Origin of the sequence: Tropicibacter sp. Alg240-R139 (assembly GCF_900537075.1) — a bacterium.
In the GTDB taxonomy this organism is placed as follows: domain Bacteria; phylum Pseudomonadota; class Alphaproteobacteria; order Rhodobacterales; family Rhodobacteraceae; genus Falsiruegeria.
In genome coordinates, this window is record NZ_UNRA01000001.1 from 389,818 (window position 1) to 413,775 (window position 23,958).

Below are 23,958 nucleotides of genomic sequence, written 5' to 3' on the forward strand. Positions count from 1 at the left end.
TCCAAATCAGACCAAAGCCCGCGTCTGCGACGGGACCTCGCCAAAGTGGCCGCGATAGTGCTGAGTAAACTGGCTCCAATTCCAGAACCCAAACCGCGCCGCGATGTCGCCGATACTGTCCGCCTGCGCCGCTTCGTCCAGCAGCGCTCGCCGCACCAGATGAAGTCGGATAATCCGGTGATAGGTCAACGGCCCGGCTGCGACGTGGGACGTGAACGCCTGTTGCAATGAACGGCGCTTGATACCGGTTTGATCGGTCAGCGCATCTAAATCGTGCACCTGTTCCCAATCTCTTAGAATGGCATCCCGACAGGCCATGAATCGGTCATAGGACTGCCGGACCCGCCCGTGATCGCCCCCGGGGATGGCGCAAAGGTCGATGGCCAGTTTGGCGAACAATCCCGTCAACAAGGCATGGCCAATGCGCGTCGCTTCTTGCGGAGAACACTCTGAGCGGTTGCACCCCTCAACGGCTTGCACCACATCCTCGCGAATGCGACGGGCCAGCTGCGGGTTGCGCAGGATCTGCACTTCGGGCGTCTGATGCAGATAGGACTGCAACGGGTCAGACAGCTCTGAAAACCCGCAAAGGGCGCTGTCCTGCACTGTGATAGCCAGGACCGAGCCGTTCACTGGGCTGAGCAGGTGCAGATCAGCGTCGGGTGGGATAAACAGGATGTCGTCAACCGACAGCCTCTCACCATTGGCCAAAAAGCTTTGTCCGCCTTGAATGGCAACCCCAATCGACAGCGCTGTCGAGTGACCCGTCACCTGCTGCTCTAACGCCTGATTGCAATGTTCAATGTGAATGGCCACATCTGGCCCCAATGTGCAGGACAGAAATCGCCCTTCGAATGCTCCGGGCGTCAGTTGGACATAGCTTTGATCATGCCCCACCAACCGCTGTGCTTGGGCGTCGAAGTCGTTGTAATGCGCATCCCAGATCAGACCGGGATTCGCGCTTAGCACGTAGCCCGGCATGCAGCTATTTGATAATGCGGCAATATTTGTCACGTGATTCCTCCGCCCTTTCTGCGCAGCACCGATAACGCGCGGGCGCTTTTCCAGACTATCATTTGGGACTGTAGCATCGAACCCGGTGCCAAAACCAACACCAGAGCGTTTCGGGAGGAAACACCATGCTCAAAGCACTCGCTATTGCGGCAGTGACAGCCGTTGTCAGCACAGCCCAATTCGCCACCGCCGAGGAGGTGTGGAAATCCATCCCGACCCCCCCCGCAATGCCGGACGCCGCCGAAAGCGGCACCGCATCCGTGAATGGGATAAACATGTATTATGCCAGCTATGGAGACGGCGACGGCACACCGATCCTGATGATCCATGGGGGTTTGGCCCATGCTGACATCTGGGCGTCTCAAGTAGCCGACCTGGCACAGGACCACCGGGTGATTGTCGCCGACACTCGCGGCCATGGACGCACCACCAACAACGGCAGTGCCTATTCCATCAGTTTGCTGGCGCAGGATTATCTGGCCCTGCTGGACACGCTGGACGTGGACAGGGTGCATCTGGTGGGTTGGTCCGATGGTGCCAACATCGGCTATGAAATTTCTAAGACCGCCCCAAGCCGCCTGGCCAGCCATTTCGCGCATGCGGGCAACGTCACATTGGCGGGTGTCGATCCGTCGGTTGAAACCAACGAGGTGTTCGGCGGCTATGTCGGCATGATGGCCGGAGATTACGCCAAAATGTCCCCCACTCCGGACGGGTTCGAAGGATTCGTGGCTGATGTGTCTGAGATGTGGTTTGCCGACAAGGCGGACGGGCTGCAAGCAATCGAGGCGATCACCGTCCCCACGTTGGTCGTGCATAGCGAACATGACGAGGCGATCCTGCACGACCATTCTGCCGCCGTCGCCGACAACATCCCCGGCGCAAAGCTGTTGGTTCTTGATGGTACAAGTCACTTTTCAATGTTTCAGAAACCCGACATGTACTCGGCTGCCATTCGGACGTGGTTGGCCTCTCTCTAGGCTGTCAGCGCAAGGAAAAGCCGCCCATTTCGCGGCGGCTCTTCATTGAACATTCAATCGAGTGAAAGTCGAGGAAATAGGTCACCCGGTACCAAAGTGATCATTCCAGATGGCGTGTCTTTTGCGATCACGGGCTTCGTACACATCAATCGCATCGGTCAATTCATCGGCCCGCAGCGGCTCAGCCCCGTCGGCAATTTTTGTGATCTGCATCGTGTACCAGGCTGTGACCCCGCCTTCGGGCGGGGCGTTGAACCTTGGAAACGGCGGGTGCTTCTCTTGACCTGACTGCCACTTGTTTGGGATGTCAGGAGCAACAACCAACGCTCGGGCAAGGCCGACAATATCTGCCTTTCCCTGTGAAACTGCGCTTTCGGCCTGCTCAAAGGTTTTGAACCCACCTGTCACCATCAACGGTATTTTCGTATTCGCCCGCGCACGTTCGGCGAAGTCCAGAAAATATGGTCCCGAACCCGCACGATCTGATGAAGAGGGCGCACCGGGAAAATACGTTCCTCCGCTGATATCGATCAGATCTATCGCTTTGGCATCAAGGGCCGCAATCACGGTAAGGGCCTCGTCTTGTTGAAACCCACCTTCCAACTGATCTGTCGCGTTGAGCTTAATTCCCACCGGGAAACGTGGGCCAACGGCCTCTCGAACGGCGTCGACCACCTCAAGCAACAACCGCATTCGGTTTTTCAGAGCCCCGCCATAGGCATCTGTGCGCTTGTTGAACAAAGGCGACAAAAACTGATTGAGCAGGAACCCGTGTGCTGCGTGGATCTCCACGCCGCCGAACCCAACCTGCTGCGCAAGAGCAGAAGTGCGCGCAAATTCAGCCGGGATCGCCTGTATCTCATCCAGTGTTAGTTCCGCGCAATTCAACCCAGGTACATCCAGCGCGCTTGGCCCTTTGGCCAAGCTGATTGGTACATCTGCCATCGCCCCGGCGTGGCCCAATTGTATCCAAAGGTTGGCGTTGTTTGTTCTGCCCCCATCAGCAAGGGTTCGAAAGCTCTCAAGATCGGCGGATGGATTCAAAACCAAGTTACCGGGTTTCTCGGCAAAATGCGGGGAGCCCTGAACCTCGCCAATGATCGACAAGGCCAGTCCCCCCTGTGCCCAACGTTTGTATAGGTTGATCTGAGCGCCGGTCGGGTTTCCGCGGCCATCGCCCAACGAGTCCGACATCGCCGGTTTTGCGATCCTGTTTTTTAGGACAACGCCGCAAGGCAACGTAAATGGCTGAAACAGGGCGGATGAATATTGTTCTGTCATAATGTCGACGATAGTCGGTCAAAGCCTGCTTGTCTGCAACGTCGCGACAGGCAACGACCGCGATGCACCAACTTGAAATCAATCGTAGGCCCAGATCCCCTGCCCCAAAGCCTCGATCGCGATTGACATACGCTCAAAGCTGTCGCGGGCGCGGCCAACCGTTGTGCGGGCGCGCAGATAACCGTGAACCAGGCCGTCTTCATTGATCCAATGAGCCTTGCCCCCGGCCTCTTGCAGGCGATCGCGGTAGTCGCGCCCATCGTCGCGCAGCGGGTCGCAATCGGCAGAAAACACAACGGTCGGCGGCAATCCCGAAAAATCTGTGTCATGCAGCGGAGCATAGGTCGGATCGCCAACCGGCTCCTCTTCGTGGAACCGCACTGTCTGGTAGAATTTGATTTCATCCAGCGTAAGCAACGGTGCTTTGGCGTGCTCAAGGTACGAACCCTTGGTCATGTCACCACCCAGACCAGGATACATCAGCACTTGGCCCAACACGTTGTCCATCCGCCCACGGGAAAAATGCGCGACGCAGGCGGCAAGGTTTCCGCCTGCGCTGTCGCCTGCCAGAATCAGCGGATCACCGAATTCAGTGGCCGCCCATTGGGTCGCGGTCCAGCTGTCCTCGAATTGAACAGGGTGTCGGAATTCGGGGCACAGGCGATAGTCGACCGCCACAACGCGATAGCCGGTCTGTGCGCAAATCTCGGCACACACGTCGTCGTGGCTTTCCAGCCCCCCGACGACAAACCCACCTCCATGGTAATAGACCACAGTGCGGGTTGGTTGGCCTGCGGAATAGACGCGGACCGGGACGCCATTTGCCTGAACATCCACCGCTTCGACCCCATCAGGGTAGCCTTGGTGAAAGACGCGGCACATGGTGTCATAAACCTGCCGCTGCCCTTCGATGGACAACTCAACCGCGTCCTCGGGATAACTTTCGATAGTCCGGGCGATAAACGCCCAGGTTTCTTCGTCGATCAGACTGTTGTAGTCCATTTGCCCTCCGCTCAGGCTGCCCACTCCCAAGGTCGGGTGTGACCACCCAAGACCTTAGCGACATCGTCGTCCGAGCTACCGTTGGCGTCAAGCTGCGCAACAAGGCCCCGTTTCTTGTCATCGATGACCGAGACGACACGCGCGGCTACGCCCGCCTCCTCCAGCTCACCGTTATAAACGCGGGTGATGGCGTTTTTGCGCAGGTCCGGCTTGAACACCTTGCCCACAGCGGTTTTGGGCAATTCGTCCAGGATGGTCATGTGCTTGGGCTGTGCAGCGCGCTCGTGTACGTGCACTTTGCAGTATTCCAAGAGTTCCTCAGGCGTGACCGAAGCTCCTTCAACCAGTTCGACAAAGGCGCAAGGCACCTCGCCCGAATGTGCGTCCGGTTGACCGATAGCCCCTGAAAAAGCCACGGCTTCATGCCCAAGCAGGGCCTCTTCGATTTCGGCGGGGTCGATGTTGTGTCCGCCGCGAATGATCAGGTCCTTGGCCCGCCCCGTGATCCACAGATACCCATCGCCGTCCACGCGCCCCAGATCTCCGGTGCGCAGGTATTTGTCGAAATGGTAGAGGTCGGCGTTCTTTTCCGCCTCGGTATAGGTATTGCCTGCGTAGATACCGGGGTTCGAGATGCAGATCTCGCCAATCTCATCCACTCCTGCCTCGACCGGGCCATCAGGTGTATTGTTGAGGATTTTGACGTCCGTATAGGGGAAGGTGATCCCGATCGAGCCGATCTTTTTCTCACCATCTATGGGGTTGCAGGACACAAGGCACGTCGCCTCTGTCAAACCATACCCTTCAATGATCTTGATATCAGTGGCCTCTTCGAACCGGCGGTACAGCTCTACCGGAAGCGGGGCCGACCCCGAAAAGGCCGTTTTTACAGTCGAGATGTCGGCATCAACAGGACGCTGCATCTTGGCCGAGATCGCGGTGGGAACGGTGATGATAAACGTCACCTTCCAACGCTCGATCAGCTTCCAGAAGTTGTCGAAAACACCATCGCCGCGATAGCCCTGCGGTGTTGGAAAGACGACATGCGCGCCCGAGGCCACGGCCGCCATAACGATCACGTGGCAGGCAAAAACGTGGAACAGGGGCAACGGACACATGATCACGTCTTCTTCGGTATAGAGCAGCTCGGACGTCAGCCACGAGTTGTAAATCAGGCCGGAATACTTGTGCTGTGCGACCTTGGGCATGCCCGTGGTGCCGCCGGTGTGGAAATAACAGGCAACCCGATCTTCGGTGCTGTCGGCAAAGGCCAGCGTCTTGGGTTGTTTGTTCAGCTCTTTGTTGAAGCTTTTGTAGTCCGCGTGCGCGATCTGTTCCTTGTTTTCTAATTTGGGACGGATCAGCGGCACAATCCAGGATTTGGGCGGCGTCAAATAGCGGTTTAAGTCAACCTCTAGCACGGTATTCACACCCGGCGCGTGGCGAACGGCCTCGGCCACCTTTTGGGCGACGTCGGTTTTGGGGAAGGGCTTGAGCGTGACAACAACTTTAGCCCCGGTTTCGCGCAGGATCGAGGCGATCTGTTCCGGTTCCAAGAGCGGGTTGATCGGGTTCACAATGCCCGCGACAGCGCCGCCAAGGAAGGTCAGGAGCGTCTCGTTACAGTTGGGCAGGATATATGCAACTACATCGTTTTCTCCCACATCAAGCGAGCGGAACAGGTTCGCAGCCTGGTTGGTCTTTTCGAGCAGCTGCTGCCAGCTGAGCGTCTCGGCCTTGTCGGTGGGCCCAGAGAGCAGCTGATAGCTCATCGCCGGGCGGGATGGAAACTTTCCAGCCGTGCGCGATAGCAGTTGATGCAGGGTAACGGCGACGTCCCGCTCTTCCCAGCTCATTTCGTTTTCCATGCGCGTGCGATCTGCGACGGTTGCAAAAGTCATCCGTATTCCTCCCAACGTCTGCCCGTTCACCTGACAAAGTTCATCCTTAAGCACAAGATGCGGCCTCTCCCACTCTTGTGCAAGCAAGCGCTTAACTTGTGACGCGAAAATCAGCACAGGTGACGTAACGCCACCCGTGGTTTGACGCCACGACTAAACGAAAAAGCCGCCTTACGTGGCGGCTTTTCTGTAGTTTCGGCAGACATCAGGACTGTGGTATGCGTAGCATCTGCCCAGGATAAATCTTGTCCGGGTGGCTCAGCATCGGTTTGTTGGCCTCAAAAATCTCTTGGTACTTAGAGCCATTGCCCATTGATTTGTCGGCGATCGCCCACAGGGTGTCACCTTTTTCGACACGGTGGAACACCGGTACACCTCCTTGGGCCGCGACCTCTTCCTCGACAGCAGCGACGCCTTCGACGTTACCAACCGCCAGTATCAGCTTTTCCTTAAGCTCGTCGCTGGCCGCTGCACCAGTGAGTTTGACAGTGTCGCCCTCAACCACGATATCCACGCCCGGAGCATCCAGACCCAGATCGGCAATCTCTTGCTCCAGCGCCTCTTTGGTGGGTTCGGCGTCATCCCCGCCAAAGATTGATTTGCCACTATCCTTGATGAAATTCCACAGACCCATGCCACTACTCCTTATGCCGCGTGTCATTCTCGCAGTAGGGGTAGCAGCCTCTCAATAAGCTGGCAGGGGAAATTATTCGGCGGCCAAACCATCAGTAAATTGCAGGCGCGCCAGACGAGAGTAAAGCCCGCCACCTGCCACAAGCTGATCGTGGGTGCCCTGATCGACGATCTGGCCGTTTTCCATCACCACAATGCGATCGGCCTTTTTGACTGTCGCCAAACGGTGCGCCACGATCAGCGTGGTGCGATTGGCGCTCAACTCATCGACGGCTTGTTGAACCGCGCGCTCACTCTCTGCGTCCAGCGCCGAAGTCGCCTCGTCCAGCAGCAGCACCGGCGCATCGCGCAGGATGGCGCGGGCAATGGCAATACGTTGCTTCTGCCCGCCTGACAGCATTACGCCACGTTCGCCCACAAAGCTGTCATAACCGTCAGGCAGAGCAGAGATGAAATCGTGCGCGGCAGCAGCACGCGCCGCCTGCTCGACCTCGGCGTCACTTGCACCAGGGCGGCCAAAACGGATGTTTTCGCGGGCCGATTCGGCAAAGATCACTGGGTCTTGTGGCACCATGGAAATGGCGCGGCGGAAACTGTCGCGTCGCATGTCGCTGAGCGCGATGCCGTCCAGCGTTATCTGCCCTTGATCCGGGTCATAGAACCGCTGGATCATTTGGATCACAGTGGTCTTGCCCGCGCCAGATGGGCCGACAAAGGCCACGGTTTCACCCGGCTTCACGGTGAGTGACAGGCTGTCCAAAGCCAGAGTTTCGGGCCGTGCAGGATAGCGGAAGGTGACATCGTTAAACTCGATCTCACCGCGGACCGGGTCAGGCAGCGCCACAGGGCCAACAGGGTCCAATACCGAATCTTCGGAATTCAACAGTTCGACCAGTCGTTCGGTGGCACCCGCCGCACGCTGCAGTTCGCTCCAGATCTCGGACAGGGCCGCGACAGACCCCGCCATGATGATGGAATAGATCACGAACTGGATCAGCGTGCCTTCTGTCATTTCGCCCTGGCGCACATCGTTGGCACCCATCCACAGGACACCAACGATCCCGGTAAAGACCAGAAAGATCACGATCACTGTAAGGATCGCGCGTGTCTGGATGCGTTTCTTCGAGACGACGTAAGATGTCTCGGTCATATCGGCAAAACGTTCGCGGCTGGCGTTTTCGTTGGTGAACGACTGCACTGTCTGCACCGCACCAAGCGCCTCGCCCGCGTTGCCGGATGAGGCCGCGATCCAATCCTGGTTCTCGCGGCTGATCACCCGCAAACGGCGGCCCAGCACCAGAATCGGCACGACGACGGCCGGCACAATCAACAGCACCATGCCCGTCAGCTTGGCCGAGGTCAGCAGCATCAAAACCATGCCCCCCGCAAAGAGCAACATGTTGCGCAACGCAATGGAAACAGAGGAGCCTAGAACCGATTGGATCAAGGTTGTGTCCGTCGTGATCCGGCTGAGCACCTCACCGGTCATGATCTTTTCATAAAACTCGGGGCTCATCCCGATCACGCGGTCAAAGACGGCGATCCGAATATCGGCCACCACCCGCTCGCCCAGTCGGGTCACAAGCGCGTACCGAACACCTGTGCCCACGGCCAGAACCGCGGCAATGCCCATGGCAGCCATGAAATAGAGGTTCAGAACTTCGGTATCGCCGATCCGGAAATTGTCGACGACCCGACGCACAGCCAGCGGCAAGGTCAGCGACATCGCAGCGGTCAGGACCAGAGCGATTGTTGCCCCAACCATCAGGCCTTTATAGGGCAGCACAAAGGGCCACAGGGCCCGCAAAACGCCGACCTTCTTGGAACGTTCACGCTCTTCGCTTCCACCGGGTACGGCGGTGCTTGACGGTTGCGCTGGTTGTCTTGCCATGGTGGGCCTTTGGTTCTGAGTGATCCGCTGACTTGGCCCTAAAGCCAAGCATCGTTCCGTTTCATGGCGGGCAGCGGCGCGGGGGTCAAGCGATCAACGCCCCCAACACGCCCCACAGGACCCTTTGCCGCGTTGGTCTTACCTAGCAAACATAGGCGCCCTGTTCCCGCGTTTCATCGGGTAACGAGCACAAGGGATGAGCTGGGACATTCTTGGAGCGGGTAGCGGGAATCGAACCCGCACCTTAAGCTTGGAAGACACATGCGCAAAATCCGATAAATTACAATTTACCAATATCTTAACTGCGTAGGTAGGAGAGTTTTGCAGGTGATTTGTAGGAAATGAATTTCTGGAGCGGGCGGCGGGAATCGAACCCGCGTCATTAGCTTGGAAGGCTAAGGTCTTACCACTACACAACGCCCGCTCATCTTCACCCGGTACTATTTCATTGATTTTTCGGCGTCAAGGCATGAACAAAAATACTATCCTCATCCAGAAGATAAATGGCGCTTCCTGCCCAAAGCCACCATCTGTTCTTAGCGCAGAGAACAGCGGCTTCGAGCCCAAGGTGTACTTTGAATTCTCTCGCTGTGTGCACTCGCAGCGTCAGAAATGCCGCGCAAGCAAGACATTTGGTGCTGCCGCGCAGCGGAAAGAGCAGTCATTTTTGTAGACCGCAGCGTGGAAAAAACCTCGAATTTGCAGGTCGTGAGACAAAGGGTAAATTCGCTGCGGTTTTCAAAGGTCGGTTTTTCGAATCCGCGTTCCGGCCGTTCGTGGTCGACTTAGAGAAGGTTGGAAAAGCGACCATTATGAAGTCCACATCCTATGGATACTAATAAAAAACAAACCAATGTATCGAGGGTAAGTTCACCCGCCAATTTCGCCCAGCGTATGGGTCAGGACATCCAGGAAGAACGGGCGTGGCCGTCCACGGAAATGAAACCCCACATGGCCTCCATATGGGGTCAGGAATACGCGAAAATTCGAGCGGCCACTTTCGTTGATACGGTGGTAGGGATCGCTGGTGATCCAGGGATCGTTTTCGGCGTGAAGCATCACAACCGGAACCTCGATTTGCCCCAGCCGCAGGAACGGGGAGGCCCGCCGGTAATAGTCCGCGGCATTGGCAAACCCGTGTCGTGGCGCGGTGAAAAGCTCGTCGTATTCAAGCAATGAACGGGGGCGCGGCAGCGGGCTTTCATCGAGCAGCCTGCCAGACACACACAGTTTTCGTTCTAATCCCATCAGCGTGCCAAGCAATGCCTTTTGATAAATCAGGTTACGGCGCCGATTCATCCGGGAGGACGAGGCGATAAGGTCCAGCGGGGCCGATACTGTCATGGCGCCACGAATTCGCGGGTCATGATCGAGATCGGCCAACATATTCAGAAGGATTGTACCGCCCATTGAAAACCCGCACAGGAAGATGCCCTGTCCGGTCAGTCCATCGGGCAGGGTATCGAGAACGTCGATGATCTCGGCGGTGCCAGCGCACTGATAAGTGACCGAGCAGCTTGCCAAAGATGACCCCGCCCCGCGGTGGTTCAGCCGCAGAACCCGCTTGCCCAACTCTGCCAGATGCCGCGCGCTTTCCTTGATATAGATGCTATCTTCGCAACCGGCGACGCCATGCAGCAGGATCACCAGCGGACCGCCTTTTCCAGGATCATGCAGGATGCCCGTCATGATATCGCCCGAGCCATCGCGCAGGGGGAATTGCATCGGCGTCTCGATGCCCGGAATGGGCAAGTCGCGATAAGTGATACGGTGCGCCACGGTTTGCAAATCACCGCCCAGCCAGGGCGCACGTTCACGGCTGTGAAGGACCTGGATGCGGAGATCCTCCAGCCGTGCCTCGTCAAACATCAAAGGGCTGTCCTGCGAGGATTTGAATTCTACGTTCTTGATCATTTTTGTCACGCGCGGCCTGTTGATTGCCCGACCTCAACCGCATAGCCATCAAGTATCAAAACTCGCAAGGAAATTTCGCATTTGCTGCGTGGGCGCGGCCCGGACTGCTATCTTGTTCTTGCCGAACACTGCAGGCATCGTGGCAAGCCCCCGTGCCACCTCAAGCGCCCTTGCGCGGACCTCCTCCTGCGGCACCACCTCGTCGAGAATGCCTGCCTTGCAAGCCATTTCCGGGTCGAGTTCTTCCGACAGGATCGCCACCCGCGTCATGTAGGCAGGTGTGATCCTCGATTGCGCCAAAGCAATCAGAAACGGCCCCAAATCCATGCCAAGCCGACTCTCAGGCAAGCTAAACTTGAACTCCCCTGCCGTACAGATTCGAAAATCGCTGACCATCGGCAAAAAAGCACCCATGCCAATACCATGGCCCGAACAGGCCGCGACAATCGGCCGGGGAAATTCAAACAGCCGGAGAAGCATCTCGAACCCGCTGCGCACAAGCGAAAGTGTTGCCTCGGGCCCTTTCTGGAACTCTTTCAGATCGAACCCCGCCGAAAACGTGCCCGTGCGTCCCTCCAGCACGATGGCCTTGGCTTTATCGGCGCCGGCCCGGTCCAGGCAATTGTTCATTGCCGCAACAATGGCAGGGCCAACGACATTGCGTTTGCCATCGTCGATGACCAATATGGCAATGCCGTCTTCGAGACTATACGATATCATTTCACACATCTTCCTTCTGGTTCACGGCCGGGTCCGGTTCAGATCGAATGTACGGCCGCAATCCCGAGCGCAAAGTGTCCAGGACTGCCGAAACTATCCCAGGATAGTGCCCAGCTTCATCGCCAAGCCCATGTCGCCATCGATTGTGATTTTACCCATCATGAATGCCGAGGTGGAATCGATCGAGCCATCGAGGATGCCCTGAAAGGTTTCCGCGTCTGCGGTCACCGTCAGATCGGCCTCTTCATCCGAGGCCCGCGCCCCGGTGCCGTCGATCACCACGGCGCCTTCACCTTCGATGTTGAATTTCACGGTTTCGCTCATGCCCGAGGCTTTAGCCTTCGTATCCAATTCTTCGACAGCCTTCGCGATCATATCGCTCATGGTTCTTTCCTTTCAGATTTAGTTTGCAGTTTTCCAATCCCAGTGCGGGATGAAATCACCAAGAATATCATTGACTTGCTCATCCGACACCCCATCGCGCGTGCCCGACAGATAGGCGGTCATGCCTTTGTTTTTGACATCAATGACCTGCGCCACTTTCAGGCCCAACCCTGCATCGGCAAGCGCATGGTCGAACACATGGGTAATCGACTGCTTGCGTAGATCGGGCTTGAAAACCTTGTGAACCGCGGTCTTGGGCAGCTCGGGCAGGATGATGATACGTTTCGGCACGGCGGCCTGTTCCGGCACATGTTTCCGGGCGAAATCCATGATTTCGGCCTCGGTTGCCGTGCCACCAGGAGCCAGTTCAACATAGGCCACAGGCAATTCGCCCGCCAAGGCGTCGGGCTCGCCTATGGCACCGACAAACGTCACATCGGGATGATGCACCAAAGCTTCTTCGATTTCAGCCGGATCGATATTGTGGCCGCCGCGGATAATGAGATCCTTCTTACGCCCAGTGATCCACAGATAGTCATCCTCGTCGAGATACCCCAGATCGCCGGTCCGCAGATAGGTTTTGCCGTTCTCGACCGCATAAAGCCCCTTGTTCCGGCTATCCTCGGTATAGGTGTGCCCCTCAACGACGCCCGGCCCATAAATGCAGATCTCGCCGATTTCATTCGGTCCACAGTGTTTTTCGATGTTGCCATCATCGTCGCATTCGAAAATACGCGCCCCGGAATAGGGTGTCGGAATGCCAACCGACCCCACCTTGCGCGGACCATTGGGTGGGTTCGAGGTGACGAGACAGGTCGCCTCGGTCATTCCATAGCCCTCAAGGATCGACACGCCCAGTTTCTGCTCGAACTCCTCGAACAGCTTGGTCGGGAAAGGCGAGGAGCCGCTGCAAGCATATCGCAGCGAGGAAACATCGGCATTCACTGGGTAGTTGAGCAGCATCGCCGCAGCTGTGGGCACCGTCACGATGATCGAGATTTTCCAATGCTCAATCAGTTTCCAGAAATTCTCCCACACGCCATCGCCGCGATACCCCGCAGGCGTGGTCTGCACCATATGTGCGCCGGACATGATCGCGCCCATCCAGATCGGATAGACCGCCATAACATGGAAGAGCGGCAGCGGGCACAGTACCACGTCGTCAGGCGTGAACAGGTTTTCAGCATTGGCCCATCCATTGAACATAGCACCCGACATGCGGTGCTGTGCCAGTTTCGGCGTGCCTGTGGTGCCGCCGGTGTGGAACATCGCGCAGATCCGATCTTCGCTCGTCTCCTCGAATGTCAGCCGGTCGTTGGGCTGTTCGGCCAATGCCTTTTGGAAATCCAGCACCCGCGCCTTGCGCGGCACCGTCATCTTGGGGCGGATCATCGGCACGATCAGCTTTTTCAACCCGCTCAAATGCGGCAGCATGTCAATCTCGACGATGGTTTCGACATTGGGCGCAAGTGCGGCCGCCTGCGCCGCCTTTTCTGCCAGATCAACCTTGGGGAAGCTCTTGATCGTGACCAGAACCTTGGCGCCGCTTTCGCGCAGGATCGAAGCAATGATCTCGGGCTCCAGCAACGGGTTGATCGGATTGGCCTTGCCTGCGGTCATGGCGCCGGTCACGGTGATCACCGCCTCGTTGAGGCCCGGCAACAGATAGGCGACCGCGTCATCCTCGCCCACACCAAGCGAGCGGAACAGGTTCGCGGCCTGCGTCACCTTTTCAAGCATCTGCCGCCAGCTCAGCGTCTGCGCCTTGCTGCCCGGTTCCGAGAGCATCTGAAACGAACTTGCCGGCCGGTCAGGGTGCTTCTCGGCCGTAAGCTTCAAGAGCCCATAGACCGAGTTCGCTGGAAACCGGTCCTCGAGCGTAGTTTCGTTTTCCATCCGTTGGTAGTCGGCCAAAATCTCGGCCGCGGTTTCGAATTGTTGTCTCATTTTGTCCTCCCCAGGCACTTTTGTCATAAGCTGCGCCATTTCCCGCCAGAACAAGAAATGGCGCGACTTATGTCAATAGTTTTCTCTCCGATCGCCGAACCCCGGCGTGGAGTCACGGCTTCAAGCTCAGGCCGCCGCCTGCGATTGTGAACCGAAACGCGCGTAGAACCCGTCGCCCGCTGCCGCGATATCGCGCAGCAGCTTGGGCGGCTCGAACGTTGCCCCGTGTTTCGTGGCCAGCTCTTCGCCCAAACGCACTGCTTCGCCCGCGCCAACGATATCGAGATACGAGAATGGCCCGCCCGACCAGGGCATGAAGCCCCAGCCCAGTATGGCACCGACATCGCCCTCGCGAATGTCCAGAAGCACGTCATCTTCCAACGCGCGCACCGCCTCGAAACTCTGACTCAGCGCAAGGCGGTTCATTACCTCCTGCACATCGGGCTGATCCTCCGCCCTTGGGAACTTCTCGGCCAGACCAGGCCAAATTCCCCGCCTCTTACCCGCCTCGTCATAGTCGTAAAAGCCCGCCTTGGTCTTCTTGCCATAGCGCCCAGCCTCATAAAGGTATTCGACCACCTCTTCGGTGCCCGTGGACTGATAGGCATCCCCCATCGCCGCCCGCGTTGCCTTGCCGATCCGATAGGCCAGGTCAATCGCGGTCTCGTCCCCCAATTGCAGCGGCCCCAGCGGCATACCCATCTGCTTGGCCGCGTTTTCGATCAGCACCGGGTTCACCCCTTCGCACAGCATCCGCAGACCCTCGTGCATGTAAGGCACGATGCAGCGATTGGCATAGAAGAAGCGCGCATCGTTCACGACGATCGGCGTCTTGCGGATCTGACGCACGAAATCGAGCGCCTTGGCCACGGCCTCGTCCCCGGTGTCACGGCCCTTAATGATCTCGACCAGCGCCATTTTTTCGACGGGCGAGAAGAAGTGGATGCCGACAAAGCGGCCCGCATCGCGGCTCGCCTTGGCAAGATCGGTGATCGGCAGGGTCGAGGTGTTGGTGGCAAATATCGCACCCTCTCCCAGCTGCGCTTCGGCCAGTTTGGTCACATCTGCCTTCACGCCGACATCTTCGAACACCGCTTCGACCACCAGATCGCAGCCTTTGAGCGCGGCGTACTCGGTGGTTGCGGTGATCCGTTCCAACACTGCGGCTTTCTTTTTAGCCGTGCTGCGCCCACGGGCGATGGCCTTGTCCAGAATTGTCTCGGAATAGGCCTTGCCCTTGTCGACGGCCTCCTGGCTCTGGTCGATCAGCACGACCTCGATCCCGGCTTTGGCCGACACATGGGCAATCCCCGCGCCCATCAGGCCTGCGCCCAGAACCCCCAGCTTTTGCACCCGCATATCCGGCACACCAGCGGGGCGGTTCGCGCCTTTTTCCAGCGCCTGTTTGTTGATGAACAGCGATTTGATCATCGCTGCCGAGGACGGATCCATCATGACCGAGGTCATCCAGCGCGCCTCGATCTCAAGTGCTACGTCAAACGGCACCAGCGAGGCCTCGTACATCACCGCCAACAACGCCTTGGGGGCCGGGTAGGCGCCCTTGGTCTGGCCGTGCAGCATGGCCGCGGCGCCGACATAGTTCATCATCCCGGCAGGATGATAGGCATGCCCGCCGGGCAGCTTGAAACCCCTTTTGTCCCAGGGCTTGACGATATCGGCATCGCTCGCACCCCGCACCCAGTCCTTGGCGCGCGAAATCAGATCATCAGCAGGCACCACCTCATCAAGATAGCCCGCTTTTGCCGCCTTGTCGGCAGACAGCATCTTGCCCTGGCTCAGCAGTTGCAGGGCACTCACCAAGCCGACCTTATGCAGCATCCGAACGGTGCCACCGCCACCGGGGAAAATGCCCACAAGGATCTCGGGCAGGCCGAATTTCGGCCCTGGGCGATCCGACGCAAAGACCCGGTGACAGGCCAGCGCCACTTCGATACCAATCCCGGCGGCTGTGCCGGGCAAGGCGGCGGCGATGGGCTTGCCACCTTTCAGGGTTTTCGGGTCCATACCGCCGCGCTCGATCTTACGCAGGATGCGGTGGCCTTGCATCACGTTGTCGAAAATCCCCTGCGCGGGGTTTTCCCCCGCGCTGACACGCGCCGCGCTCAGTTCGTTCAGATCCATGCCCCCGGCAAAATCGGGCTTGGCCGAGGTGATCACCGCGCCCTTGATATTGTCGTCACCCAGCACCGTGTCGATATGCGCGTCAAGTTCGACAAACCCTTGCGACGACATCACGTTCATTGCCTTTTCGGCAACGTCCCAGGTGATGGTGGCGATGCCGTCTTCGTCTACGTTCAAATGAAATTCAGCCATGCATCCAGCTCCTTATACGCGTTCCAGAATGGTGGCCGATCCCATGCCGGCGGCCACGCACAGGGTTGCCAGACCGGTTTCCTTGTCGGCCCTCTCCATTTCGTCCAACAGATGCGAGATCAGCATGGCACCAGTCGCCCCAAGCGGATGGCCCATGGCGATGGCGCCGCCATTCACGTTGACCTTTTCTTGATCCACATCAAAGGCCTGCATGAAGCGCAGGACCACGGCGGCGAAGGCCTCGTTCACCTCAAAGAGGTCGATGTCGCCGATCTCCATACCGATTTCGCGCAGGATCTTTTCGGTCACTGGGACCGGGCCGGTCAGGTTGATGGTCGGGTCGGTGCCGATCTTGGCCATGGATTTGATACGGGCGCGCGGGGTCAGGCCGTTACGCTCGCCGAACTCTTTCGAGCCGATCAGCACTGCCGCCGAGCCGTCGACGATACCTGACGAATTGCCCGCGTGATGCACATGGTTGATTCGCTCCAGATGCGGGTATTTCAGCAAGGCCACGGCATCAAAGCCGGGCATCACCTCGCCCTGTTCCTTGAAGGCGGGTTTCAGCGCCCCGAGAGACTGCATGTCCGTGCCCCGGCGCAGATATTCATCATGATCTAGAATGGTCAGCCCATTGCGATCCTTCACCGGCGCTATGGAGCGCTCAAAACGGTTCTCGTCCCAGGCCTTTGCCGCGCGGCGCTGACTCTCCACCGCGTAGGCGTCACATTCGTCACGAGTAAATCCGTATTCGGTGGCGATGATATCGGCGGAGATCCCCTGAGGCACGAAATAGCTTTTCATCGCCAAGGTCGGGTCGGCCGCAATCGCGCCCCCGTCCGAACCCATTGGCACCCGGCCCATCATTTCAACCCCGCCCGAGATATAGGCAGACCCGACCCCGGCCTTGACCTGCGCCGCGCCCAGATTCACTGCCTCAAGCCCCGAAGCGCAAAAGCGGTTGATCGAAATGCCGGGAAGCTGTTCACCCAGATCCGAGTTCAACACCGCGCTTCGCGCAAGGCAGGCTCCCTGCTCACCCACTTGCGTGACATTACCCCAGATCACGTCCTCGACCTGAGTAGCATCAAGATCATTGCGATCTTTGATCGTGTTCAACATTTCGGAGGACAGGTCCAGCGCTGTGACTTGGTGCAGGCTGCCGTCCTTGCGCCCCTTGCCGCGCGGGCTGCGGATTGCGTCATAGATATAGGCGTCTTGGGTCATTCGTTGTCCCTTTCGTGAAATCTGTCGTGCCAGCTCAGAAAGCTGCGGCATCCGGCGCCATCACCGTTTCCGGCCCGGCCTGAATGCGTTTGAGATGCATGCGCGTCATCGGCAGATGTCGGTTGAAATAGTGACGAACGGTCAGGAGCTTTTGGGTGTAAAACGCTGCATCACCGGTTCCGGCCTCCAACGCGGCCTGCGCTGCCTCGGCGCTGAGCGCCAGCATGTAGCCCATGGTCAGATGCCCCATCAGATGCAGGAAATCGGTCGACCCGGCCAGCGCGGCATTCGGATCTTTCATACCGTTCTGCATCATGTATTGACCGGCGCTCTGGAAATCTCCCAGCCCTGCCATAAGTGGTTTTCCCACCATGTCGGTCAGAGCTTCATTCTGGATCAGACGGTCAGCCAGCCCCTTGATCATAACGCCATAGGCCATGGTGTGTTTGCCGCCATCGGCACCGAGTTTCCGACCGACGAGGTCGAGCGCCTGCACGCCGTTCGCGCCCTCGTAGATCTTGGCGATCCGCACGTCGCGCACGAACTGCGACATGCCCCATTCTTCGATGTATCCATGCCCGCCCAGAACCTGCTGTGCATCGGTGGCGGCCTCATATCCCTTGTCGCTGGAAAAGGCCTTGAACACGGGCGTCACAAGCGACAGCAGACCTTGCGCACCTGCATCATCGGTGCGCGACACCCGATCGGCCTGCATGGTGCACCAATAGGCAAAGACCCGGGCCCCTTCGATGAAGCTGCGCTGATCCATCAGGGTGCGCCGGATATCGGGGTGCACGATGATCGGGTCGGCTGGTCCATCGGGGTTCGCGGGTCCGGTAACGGCCCGCATCTGCAGACGTTCGCGGGCATAGGCCACCGCATTCTGATACGCCGCCTCGGCGATGCAATACCCCTGTGCGCCGGTGCCAATCCGCGCCTCGTTTACCAATGTGAACATCGCACTCATACCCTTGTTGGGTTGGCCCAGAAGATAGCCGGTGGCGCCTTCAAAGTTCATTTCACAAGTGGCATTGCCGTGGATGCCCATTTTGGTTTCCAACCGGCCTGCGCGCACGGCGTTGCGCTCACCAAGGCTATCATCGTCATTCACCAAGTATTTGGGCACGATGAACAGCGACACACCCTTGATCCCCTCGGGGCCGCCGGGAATTTTCGCCAGCACAAGGTGGATGATGTTGTCGCCCATCTCGTGATCACCTGCCGAGATGAAGATCTTGGTGCCGGTGATCTTGTAGCTGCCGTCGTCCTGAGGCTCGGCGCTGGTGCGCATCAGGCCCAGATCGGTGCCGCAATTGGGCTCGGTCAGGTTCATCGTACCGAACCACTCACAGTTCGCCATCTTGGGCAGATAGGTGTGCTTTTGCGCCTCTGTTCCGTGCGCAAAGATGGTGTTCCAGGCACCGTGCGTCAGCCCGCCATACATCACCATCGCGTGGTTCGCCGAGGAAAAGCATTCGCCCGCCGCCATGTGCATCAATTTGGGCAAGCCCTGCCCGCCATAATCCACATCAAGATCAAGCGATGTCCACCCGCCCTCGCGCAGAACATTGATTGCCTCGGGAAAACCGTTTGGCACCTGCACCTTGCCGTCCACAAGGCTGGTGCCCTCCTGATCGCCCACGCGATTCAAGGGGGCCAGCACGTTCGAAGCGATCTTGCCGGCCTCTTCGAGGACCGGACCCGTCAGGTCGGGGGTCAGGTCTTCGTAGCCCGGAATGTCTGCCTGTGAGACTTTCAGAACCTCGTGCAGAACGAAATCAATATCCCTTAGCGGTGCTGTGTAAGTCGGCATTCTTGCCCTTCCTCCATGACGAATCTCAATGTTTTGTCATATTGTGTGTAAATACTTCTTGAGATACATGGCAAGGCTCAATATGCTGACGGCCAATTAACGCGGCGGCAGTTTCAATGCCGATAGCAGAAAGGCAAACCGCCAATGGATGCAGAAACGGCCACCAAGGCCCTGAGGTTGGCAACAGGTAGCTGCGAGACGGTTTCAGCGGTCGCGCCCCTGTCTGGTGGTGTGTCGAACCTGACATACCTTCTGACGCTGTTTTCGGGCGCGCGACTGGTCATGCGCACGCCACCGCCCGGGCAGCGGTCGGGGAATGCCCATAACATGATCCGCGAGGCCCGTGTGCTCGAAGCGGTGCATCCGCTGTTCCCTGAAGCGCCCGCCATTGTCGGTTACAGCGAAGACCCCTCGGCCACCGGCGATCAGTTCATGATCATGGCCCAGATCGACGGGCGCATCCTGCCCCCCGGCAGCCCGTTCGAGGTAAGCCCCGATCAGGCCCGCACCCTGTGCGAAAACTTCGTCGACGGATTAGCGCGGCTGCACGAGGCCGACCTTACCGACGCCGTGCGCGCAGCGTTTGGCGACCCGCAGGGGTTTGTCGCGCGTCAGGTGGCCGGATGGTCGCGGCGATACGAAAAGATCGGGCTGGACAACCCGCGCAGCGCCCTGCGCGACTGGCTGTCTGCCAACATCCCGCCTGATCCGGACCGCGCCTCGATCCTGCACAATGACTACAAGTTCGACAATATGGTGCTGGACCGAGACGATCCGACCCGGATCATCGGCGTGCTCGACTGGGAACTCTCGGGCCTCGGAGATTCGTTCATGGATCTCGGCAATGCGCTAGCCTATTGGGTCGAGGCCGGCGATCCGCATGCACTGCAGCGCTTCAAGCGCGGCCCGACGGATCTGCCCGGCATGATGAGCCGCGACGAGATCATCGATGCCTATTGCACAGCGAGAGGATTCGACCGCCCCGCAAACATGAATTTCTATCAGTCGATGGGCCTCTTCCGTCTCGCCGTCATCGCATTGCAGGTGCACGTGCGCGTGGCCGGTGGTGTTGGCAAGCCAAGCCCTTTCCTTGATGCCGCGTTGGCTTTGCTGGATCGCGCCGAAGACTTCGCAGGAGTATAGACCATGGATTTTGCGCCTTCTGCAAAAGCACAGGATTTCGCACAACGCCTGACCGCCTTCATGGAAGAACATGTCTATCCGGCGGAACAGGTTTACCACGACCAGCACGTCCAGCTTGGTGACAGATGGGCCGTGCCGCCGATCATCGAAGAGCTCAAGGAAAAGGCCCGCTCGGCCGGGCTTTGGAATCTGTTCTTGCCCGATGAACGTTTCGGCGCAGGGTTGTCTGTTCTTGAATACGCTCCTTTGGCGGAAATCACGGGCCGCTGCCATATCGCACCGGAAGTGTTCAATTGCGCTGCCCCTGACAGCGGCAACATGGAAACGTTGTCGCTTTACGGCACGCCAGAACAGCAGGACCAATGGCTGCGGCCTTTACTGGATGGCAAGATTCGCTCGGCGTTCTTGATGACCGAGCCTCAGGTCGCATCGAGTGATGCCACGAATATCGAATGCCAAATCCGACGCGACGGTGACGAATACGTGATCAACGGACGCAAGTGGTGGTCTTCTGGTGCGGGCGATCCGCGCTGCGCGATCTTTATCGTTATGGGCAAGACCGACCTCGATGCCGCAGCTCACGCACAACAAAGCATGGTGCTTGTTCCCGCCGATACGCCCGGCGTGACGATCGAGCGTCACCTGCCTGTCTTTGGCTATGACGACGCGCCGCACGGACATATGGAAGTGTCCCTGAAAGATGTCCGCGTCCCGGCCACGAACATCCTTTTGGGCGACGGCCGCGGCTTTGAGATTGCTCAGGGCCGATTGGGACCAGGGCGCATTCACCACTGCATGCGTTCGATCGGGGCCGCCGAACGGGCGCTGGAAATGATGACCGAAAGGCTGCTTAGCCGCGAGGTTTTCGGCAAGGCCATCGGCATGCATTCGGTCTGGGAAGAGCGCGTCGCCAATGCACGGCTAGATATAGAAATGACCCGGCTCATCTGCCTGAAGGCGGCCAGGATGATGGGCACGGTTGGCAACAAGGCGGCGAAGGACGAGATCGCCATGATCAAGATCGCGGCGCCGTCGATGGCGCTTCGGGTGATCGACGACGCGATCCAGTCCTTCGGCGGCGCGGGCGTGTCTGATGATACGCCATTGGCCCAGATGTGGGCTGGCCAGCGCTCGTTGCGTCTGGCCGATGGCCCGGACGAAGTGCATCGCCGCGCGGTGGCGCGATCCGAATTCAAACGCGCCGCCGGGCGTTTGGGGATCAATATCAGGGAGATCAGGAAATGAGCGCAAAGAACGTTCTCGTAACAGGGGCATCGTCAGGATTGGGCGACCAGTTCTGCCGCACACTGGCGGCAAATGGCTATACCGTCATTGCAGCCGCCCGCCGCAAGGACCGACTGGAGAGCTTGTGCAATGACATCTCAGAAGCCGGCGGCGTGGCGCATCCTCTCGCGATGGATGTCTCGGATGTGGAAAACTTTGCCATCGCATTGGACGAAGCCGAAGCGATGGCCGGACCGATCACCTGCCTGATCAACAACGCCGGCACCTCGGTCAGCAAATTCGCCACCGACATGACGCCCGAGGATTTCGATGCCGTTATGGGGCTCAATCTTCGGGGCCCCTACTTCTTGTCTACCGAGCTGGCCCGACGCTGGATCGCGCGCAACACAGGCGGCCGGATCGTCAACATCGGCTCGCTTTCCGACAGTCGCGCGATGCCGGGCCACACGGTCTATGGCACGTCAAAGGCGGCGATTGCACGACTGACCCAGCAGATGGCGCGGGAATGGATCAACAAGGGCATCAACGTCAATGCGCTGGCGCCGGGATATATCCGCACCGAACTGAACGCGCCCTATTTCGACAGCCCAAATGGGCAAGCCGTCATCGCGCAATTCCCGCGCCGACGGGTGGGGGAACCAGCGGATCTGGACAAGGCCATCCTGTATCTGTGTGACCCCGACCAGCGTTTCCTGACTGGTCAGGTTCTGCATCTGGACGATGGACAAGGATTATAAACCGATGAAATTCACGCTCGCCGCAACCTTTGCAATCGCCGCTGCCATCCCTGCGATGGCGCAAGAGGCCGCCCGTCCAAACATCCTGCTGGTATTGTTGGACGACGCTGGTTTCATGGATTTCGGTGCCTATGGCGGCGATGCCGCCACCCCCAATATCGACGCGTTGGCCGATCGGGGCGCGATGTTTTCTAGGTTTTATATGTCGCCGCAATGCGGCCCGAGCCGGGCGATGCTGATGACCGGGCGCGACAATCACGAGGTCGGGTTAGGCTCGATCCCTGAAACCCTTTCCCCTGATATGCGCCAATACCCCGGCTATTCAATGCGTTGGGAAGACGGGTTGCCAACCATCGCCTCGCGCCTGAATGAAGAAGGATACCAGACCTTTATCTCGGGCAAGTGGGGCATCGGCGATATCGGGCAGAACCTGCCGCACCGTTTCGGCTTTGACCGCTCTTTCGTGATCGACGCCACCGGGGGCAGCAATTACGACCACACGCCTTATGTGCCACTTTATAATACCACAAATTGGTATGAGGATGGCAAACCGACTACCCTGCCTGAGGGGTTCTATTCGTCTGAGGGCATCGTCGACCGGATGATCAATTATCTCGACGAGGCCGACCCGCAAAAACCGTTCTTCAGCTTCCTGTCCTTCCAAGCAATCCACATACCGATCCAGGTCGCGCCGGAGTACCGCGACCGCTATGCAGGACGTTTTGATGAAGGCTGGGAGGCGATGCGCAAGCAGCGGCTGGAACGCGCTGTCGACTTGGGACTGGTGCCCGAGAGCACGGAATTGGCCCCCCTGCCCGCTTCGTCGCGCGACTGGAAGAATCTGAGCCCCGCGGACCAGAGCTATTGGGCGCGGTCTATGCAGGTCAATGCTGGGATGCTGGAGGCCGCGGATCACCATTTGGGCCGCCTGCTGGCGCATCTCGAGGCGCAAGGTCAGCTCGACAACACTCTTGTTATTGTGACCTCGGACAACGGACCGGAATCCAGTGGGATCGGCAATGCACCCGGCGCCGAAGGCGTGTTTCAGCGCTGGTGGATGCGGCAAACCGGGTGGAACCAGGACTTCGAAACACTGGGGGAGCGCAACACCATGACCTTTATCGGCGAGGAATGGGCCTCGGTTTCGGCCGCGCCTTTTGCGCTGTTCAAATTCACCGCGACCGAGGGCGGGTTGCGCGTGCCGCTTGTCATTGCGGGTCCGGACCTGCCTCAAACCGGCATTCTGGACGGCCGCGCCCATGTCACCGACCTGGTGCCAACCATGCTGGATATTGCCGGGCTGGACCCGGTAGCGCCCGACATTCGCGGCCGCAGCCTCTTGCCCATGCTCAGTGGTGCGCGCGCCGCGGTCTACGGCGACGACGAGGCGGTTGGGTTCGAGGTCAGTGGCAACGCGGCACTCTATCGTGGCAACTGGAAAATCTCGCGGATTCCGACACCGCTGGGTGATGGCAAATGGCATATGTATGACCTCGCGACCGATCCGGGCGAGACCACGGACCTTGCAAGCGCCCGTCCCGAGCTGTTTCAGGACATGCAGAACGAATATCTCAGCTATGCCGACGAGGTTGGCGTGGTGCCTGTGCCTGCGGACTACAACCCGTTCAAGCAGATCAAGAAAAACGTGGTCAGCAAAATGGCGCGCGAACACTGGCCTGGACTGCTTGTTGCCGGGCTGGTCTTGCTTACGATCCTGTTCTTTTCCTTCCGCTGGGTCGGGCGCCGGTTGCGCCCTTGATCGGCCCTTACCCTAGCATAATATGTCATACGA

Annotated in this window: 18 protein-coding genes and 1 tRNA gene; 5 read left to right on the plus strand and 14 right to left on the minus strand. The window is 58.7% G+C overall.

Annotated features, from left to right (window positions below):
- Positions 1-6: 6 nt before the first annotated feature.
- A complete protein-coding gene (locus tag G6R15_RS01945; protein WP_164658104.1) occupies positions 7-1,014 on the minus strand; it encodes a helix-turn-helix domain-containing protein in 1,008 nt (335 codons plus the stop codon).
- 125 nt (positions 1,015-1,139) lie between these two features.
- Here G6R15_RS01945 and G6R15_RS01950 point away from each other — a divergent pair, with 125 nt between their 5' ends.
- Positions 1,140-1,994 (plus strand): alpha/beta fold hydrolase, encoded by an 855-nt coding sequence (locus G6R15_RS01950; protein WP_164658105.1) that lies wholly within the window; start codon positions 1,140-1,142, stop codon positions 1,992-1,994.
- Between the two features lie 81 nt (positions 1,995-2,075).
- On the opposite strand, the gene G6R15_RS01955 is transcribed toward G6R15_RS01950, so the two are convergent.
- The 13 genes from G6R15_RS01955 to G6R15_RS02015 form a co-directional block, all read right to left on the minus strand.
- Positions 2,076-3,275, minus strand: coding sequence for an NADH:flavin oxidoreductase/NADH oxidase family protein (locus tag G6R15_RS01955; RefSeq protein WP_164658106.1), 1,200 nt, complete (start codon positions 3,273-3,275; stop codon positions 2,076-2,078).
- 78 nt (positions 3,276-3,353) lie between these two features.
- Positions 3,354-4,277 carry an alpha/beta hydrolase gene (locus G6R15_RS01960; protein ID WP_164658107.1) on the minus strand — a complete coding sequence of 308 codons (924 nt, stop codon included), beginning with the start codon at positions 4,275-4,277 and terminating at the stop codon, positions 3,354-3,356.
- Positions 4,278-4,288: 11 nt separating this feature from the next.
- On the minus strand, positions 4,289-6,178 hold the full coding sequence (locus tag G6R15_RS01965; RefSeq protein ID WP_164658108.1) for an acyl-CoA synthetase: 1,890 nt from the start codon (positions 6,176-6,178) through the stop codon (positions 4,289-4,291).
- Between the two features lie 205 nt (positions 6,179-6,383).
- Positions 6,384-6,812, minus strand: a complete 429-nt coding sequence (gene lysM, locus G6R15_RS01970) for a peptidoglycan-binding protein LysM (protein ID WP_164658109.1) — start codon at positions 6,810-6,812, stop codon at positions 6,384-6,386.
- A 72-nt stretch (positions 6,813-6,884) separates the two neighbouring features.
- Positions 6,885-8,702 (minus strand): ABC transporter transmembrane domain-containing protein, encoded by a 1,818-nt coding sequence (locus G6R15_RS01975; protein ID WP_164658110.1) that lies wholly within the window; start codon positions 8,700-8,702, stop codon positions 6,885-6,887.
- Between the two features lie 350 nt (positions 8,703-9,052).
- Positions 9,053-9,126, minus strand: a tRNA-Gly gene (locus tag G6R15_RS01980).
- A 446-nt stretch (positions 9,127-9,572) separates the two neighbouring features.
- Complete coding sequence (locus G6R15_RS01985; RefSeq protein WP_164658111.1) at positions 9,573-10,616, minus strand: YheT family hydrolase; 1,044 nt, start codon at positions 10,614-10,616, stop codon at positions 9,573-9,575.
- Between the two features lie 48 nt (positions 10,617-10,664).
- Entirely contained in the window at positions 10,665-11,336 is a 672-nt protein-coding gene (locus G6R15_RS01990) for a crotonase/enoyl-CoA hydratase family protein (RefSeq protein WP_164658112.1), read from the minus strand.
- 93 nt (positions 11,337-11,429) lie between these two features.
- Positions 11,430-11,720, minus strand: a complete 291-nt coding sequence (locus tag G6R15_RS01995) for an SCP2 sterol-binding domain-containing protein (RefSeq protein ID WP_121999159.1) — start codon at positions 11,718-11,720, stop codon at positions 11,430-11,432.
- Between the two features lie 18 nt (positions 11,721-11,738).
- Entirely contained in the window at positions 11,739-13,667 is a 1,929-nt protein-coding gene (locus tag G6R15_RS02000) for an acyl-CoA synthetase (protein ID WP_164658113.1), read from the minus strand.
- Between the two features lie 126 nt (positions 13,668-13,793).
- Positions 13,794-16,001, minus strand: coding sequence for a 3-hydroxyacyl-CoA dehydrogenase NAD-binding domain-containing protein (locus G6R15_RS02005; RefSeq protein WP_164658114.1), 2,208 nt, complete (start codon positions 15,999-16,001; stop codon positions 13,794-13,796).
- A 12-nt stretch (positions 16,002-16,013) separates the two neighbouring features.
- Positions 16,014-17,228: an acetyl-CoA C-acetyltransferase gene (locus G6R15_RS02010; protein WP_164658115.1), complete on the minus strand. Its 1,215-nt coding sequence runs from the start codon at positions 17,226-17,228 to the stop codon at positions 16,014-16,016.
- Between the two features lie 34 nt (positions 17,229-17,262).
- The gene (locus G6R15_RS02015) at positions 17,263-19,041 is read right to left on the minus strand and encodes an acyl-CoA dehydrogenase C-terminal domain-containing protein (protein ID WP_164658116.1); all 1,779 of its coding nucleotides are present in this window, start codon (positions 19,039-19,041) and stop codon (positions 17,263-17,265) included.
- A 144-nt stretch (positions 19,042-19,185) separates the two neighbouring features.
- On the opposite strand from G6R15_RS02015, the gene G6R15_RS02020 reads away from it, so the two are divergent.
- Genes G6R15_RS02020 through G6R15_RS02035 form a run of 4 tightly spaced genes read left to right on the plus strand, consistent with a single transcriptional unit; the run spans position 19,186 to position 23,925 of the window.
- Positions 19,186-20,184 carry a phosphotransferase family protein gene (locus G6R15_RS02020; RefSeq protein WP_164658117.1) on the plus strand — a complete coding sequence of 333 codons (999 nt, stop codon included), beginning with the start codon at positions 19,186-19,188 and terminating at the stop codon, positions 20,182-20,184.
- A 3-nt stretch (positions 20,185-20,187) separates the two neighbouring features.
- Positions 20,188-21,429, plus strand: coding sequence for an acyl-CoA dehydrogenase family protein (locus tag G6R15_RS02025; protein ID WP_164658118.1), 1,242 nt, complete (start codon positions 20,188-20,190; stop codon positions 21,427-21,429).
- Positions 21,426-22,166, plus strand: coding sequence for an SDR family NAD(P)-dependent oxidoreductase (locus G6R15_RS02030; protein ID WP_108792595.1), 741 nt, complete (start codon positions 21,426-21,428; stop codon positions 22,164-22,166). Before G6R15_RS02025 ends, G6R15_RS02030 begins: the two co-directional genes overlap by 4 nt.
- Positions 22,167-22,170: 4 nt before the next feature.
- Entirely contained in the window at positions 22,171-23,925 is a 1,755-nt protein-coding gene (locus G6R15_RS02035; protein WP_164658119.1) for an arylsulfatase, read from the plus strand.
- Positions 23,926-23,958: the final 33 nt, after the last annotated feature.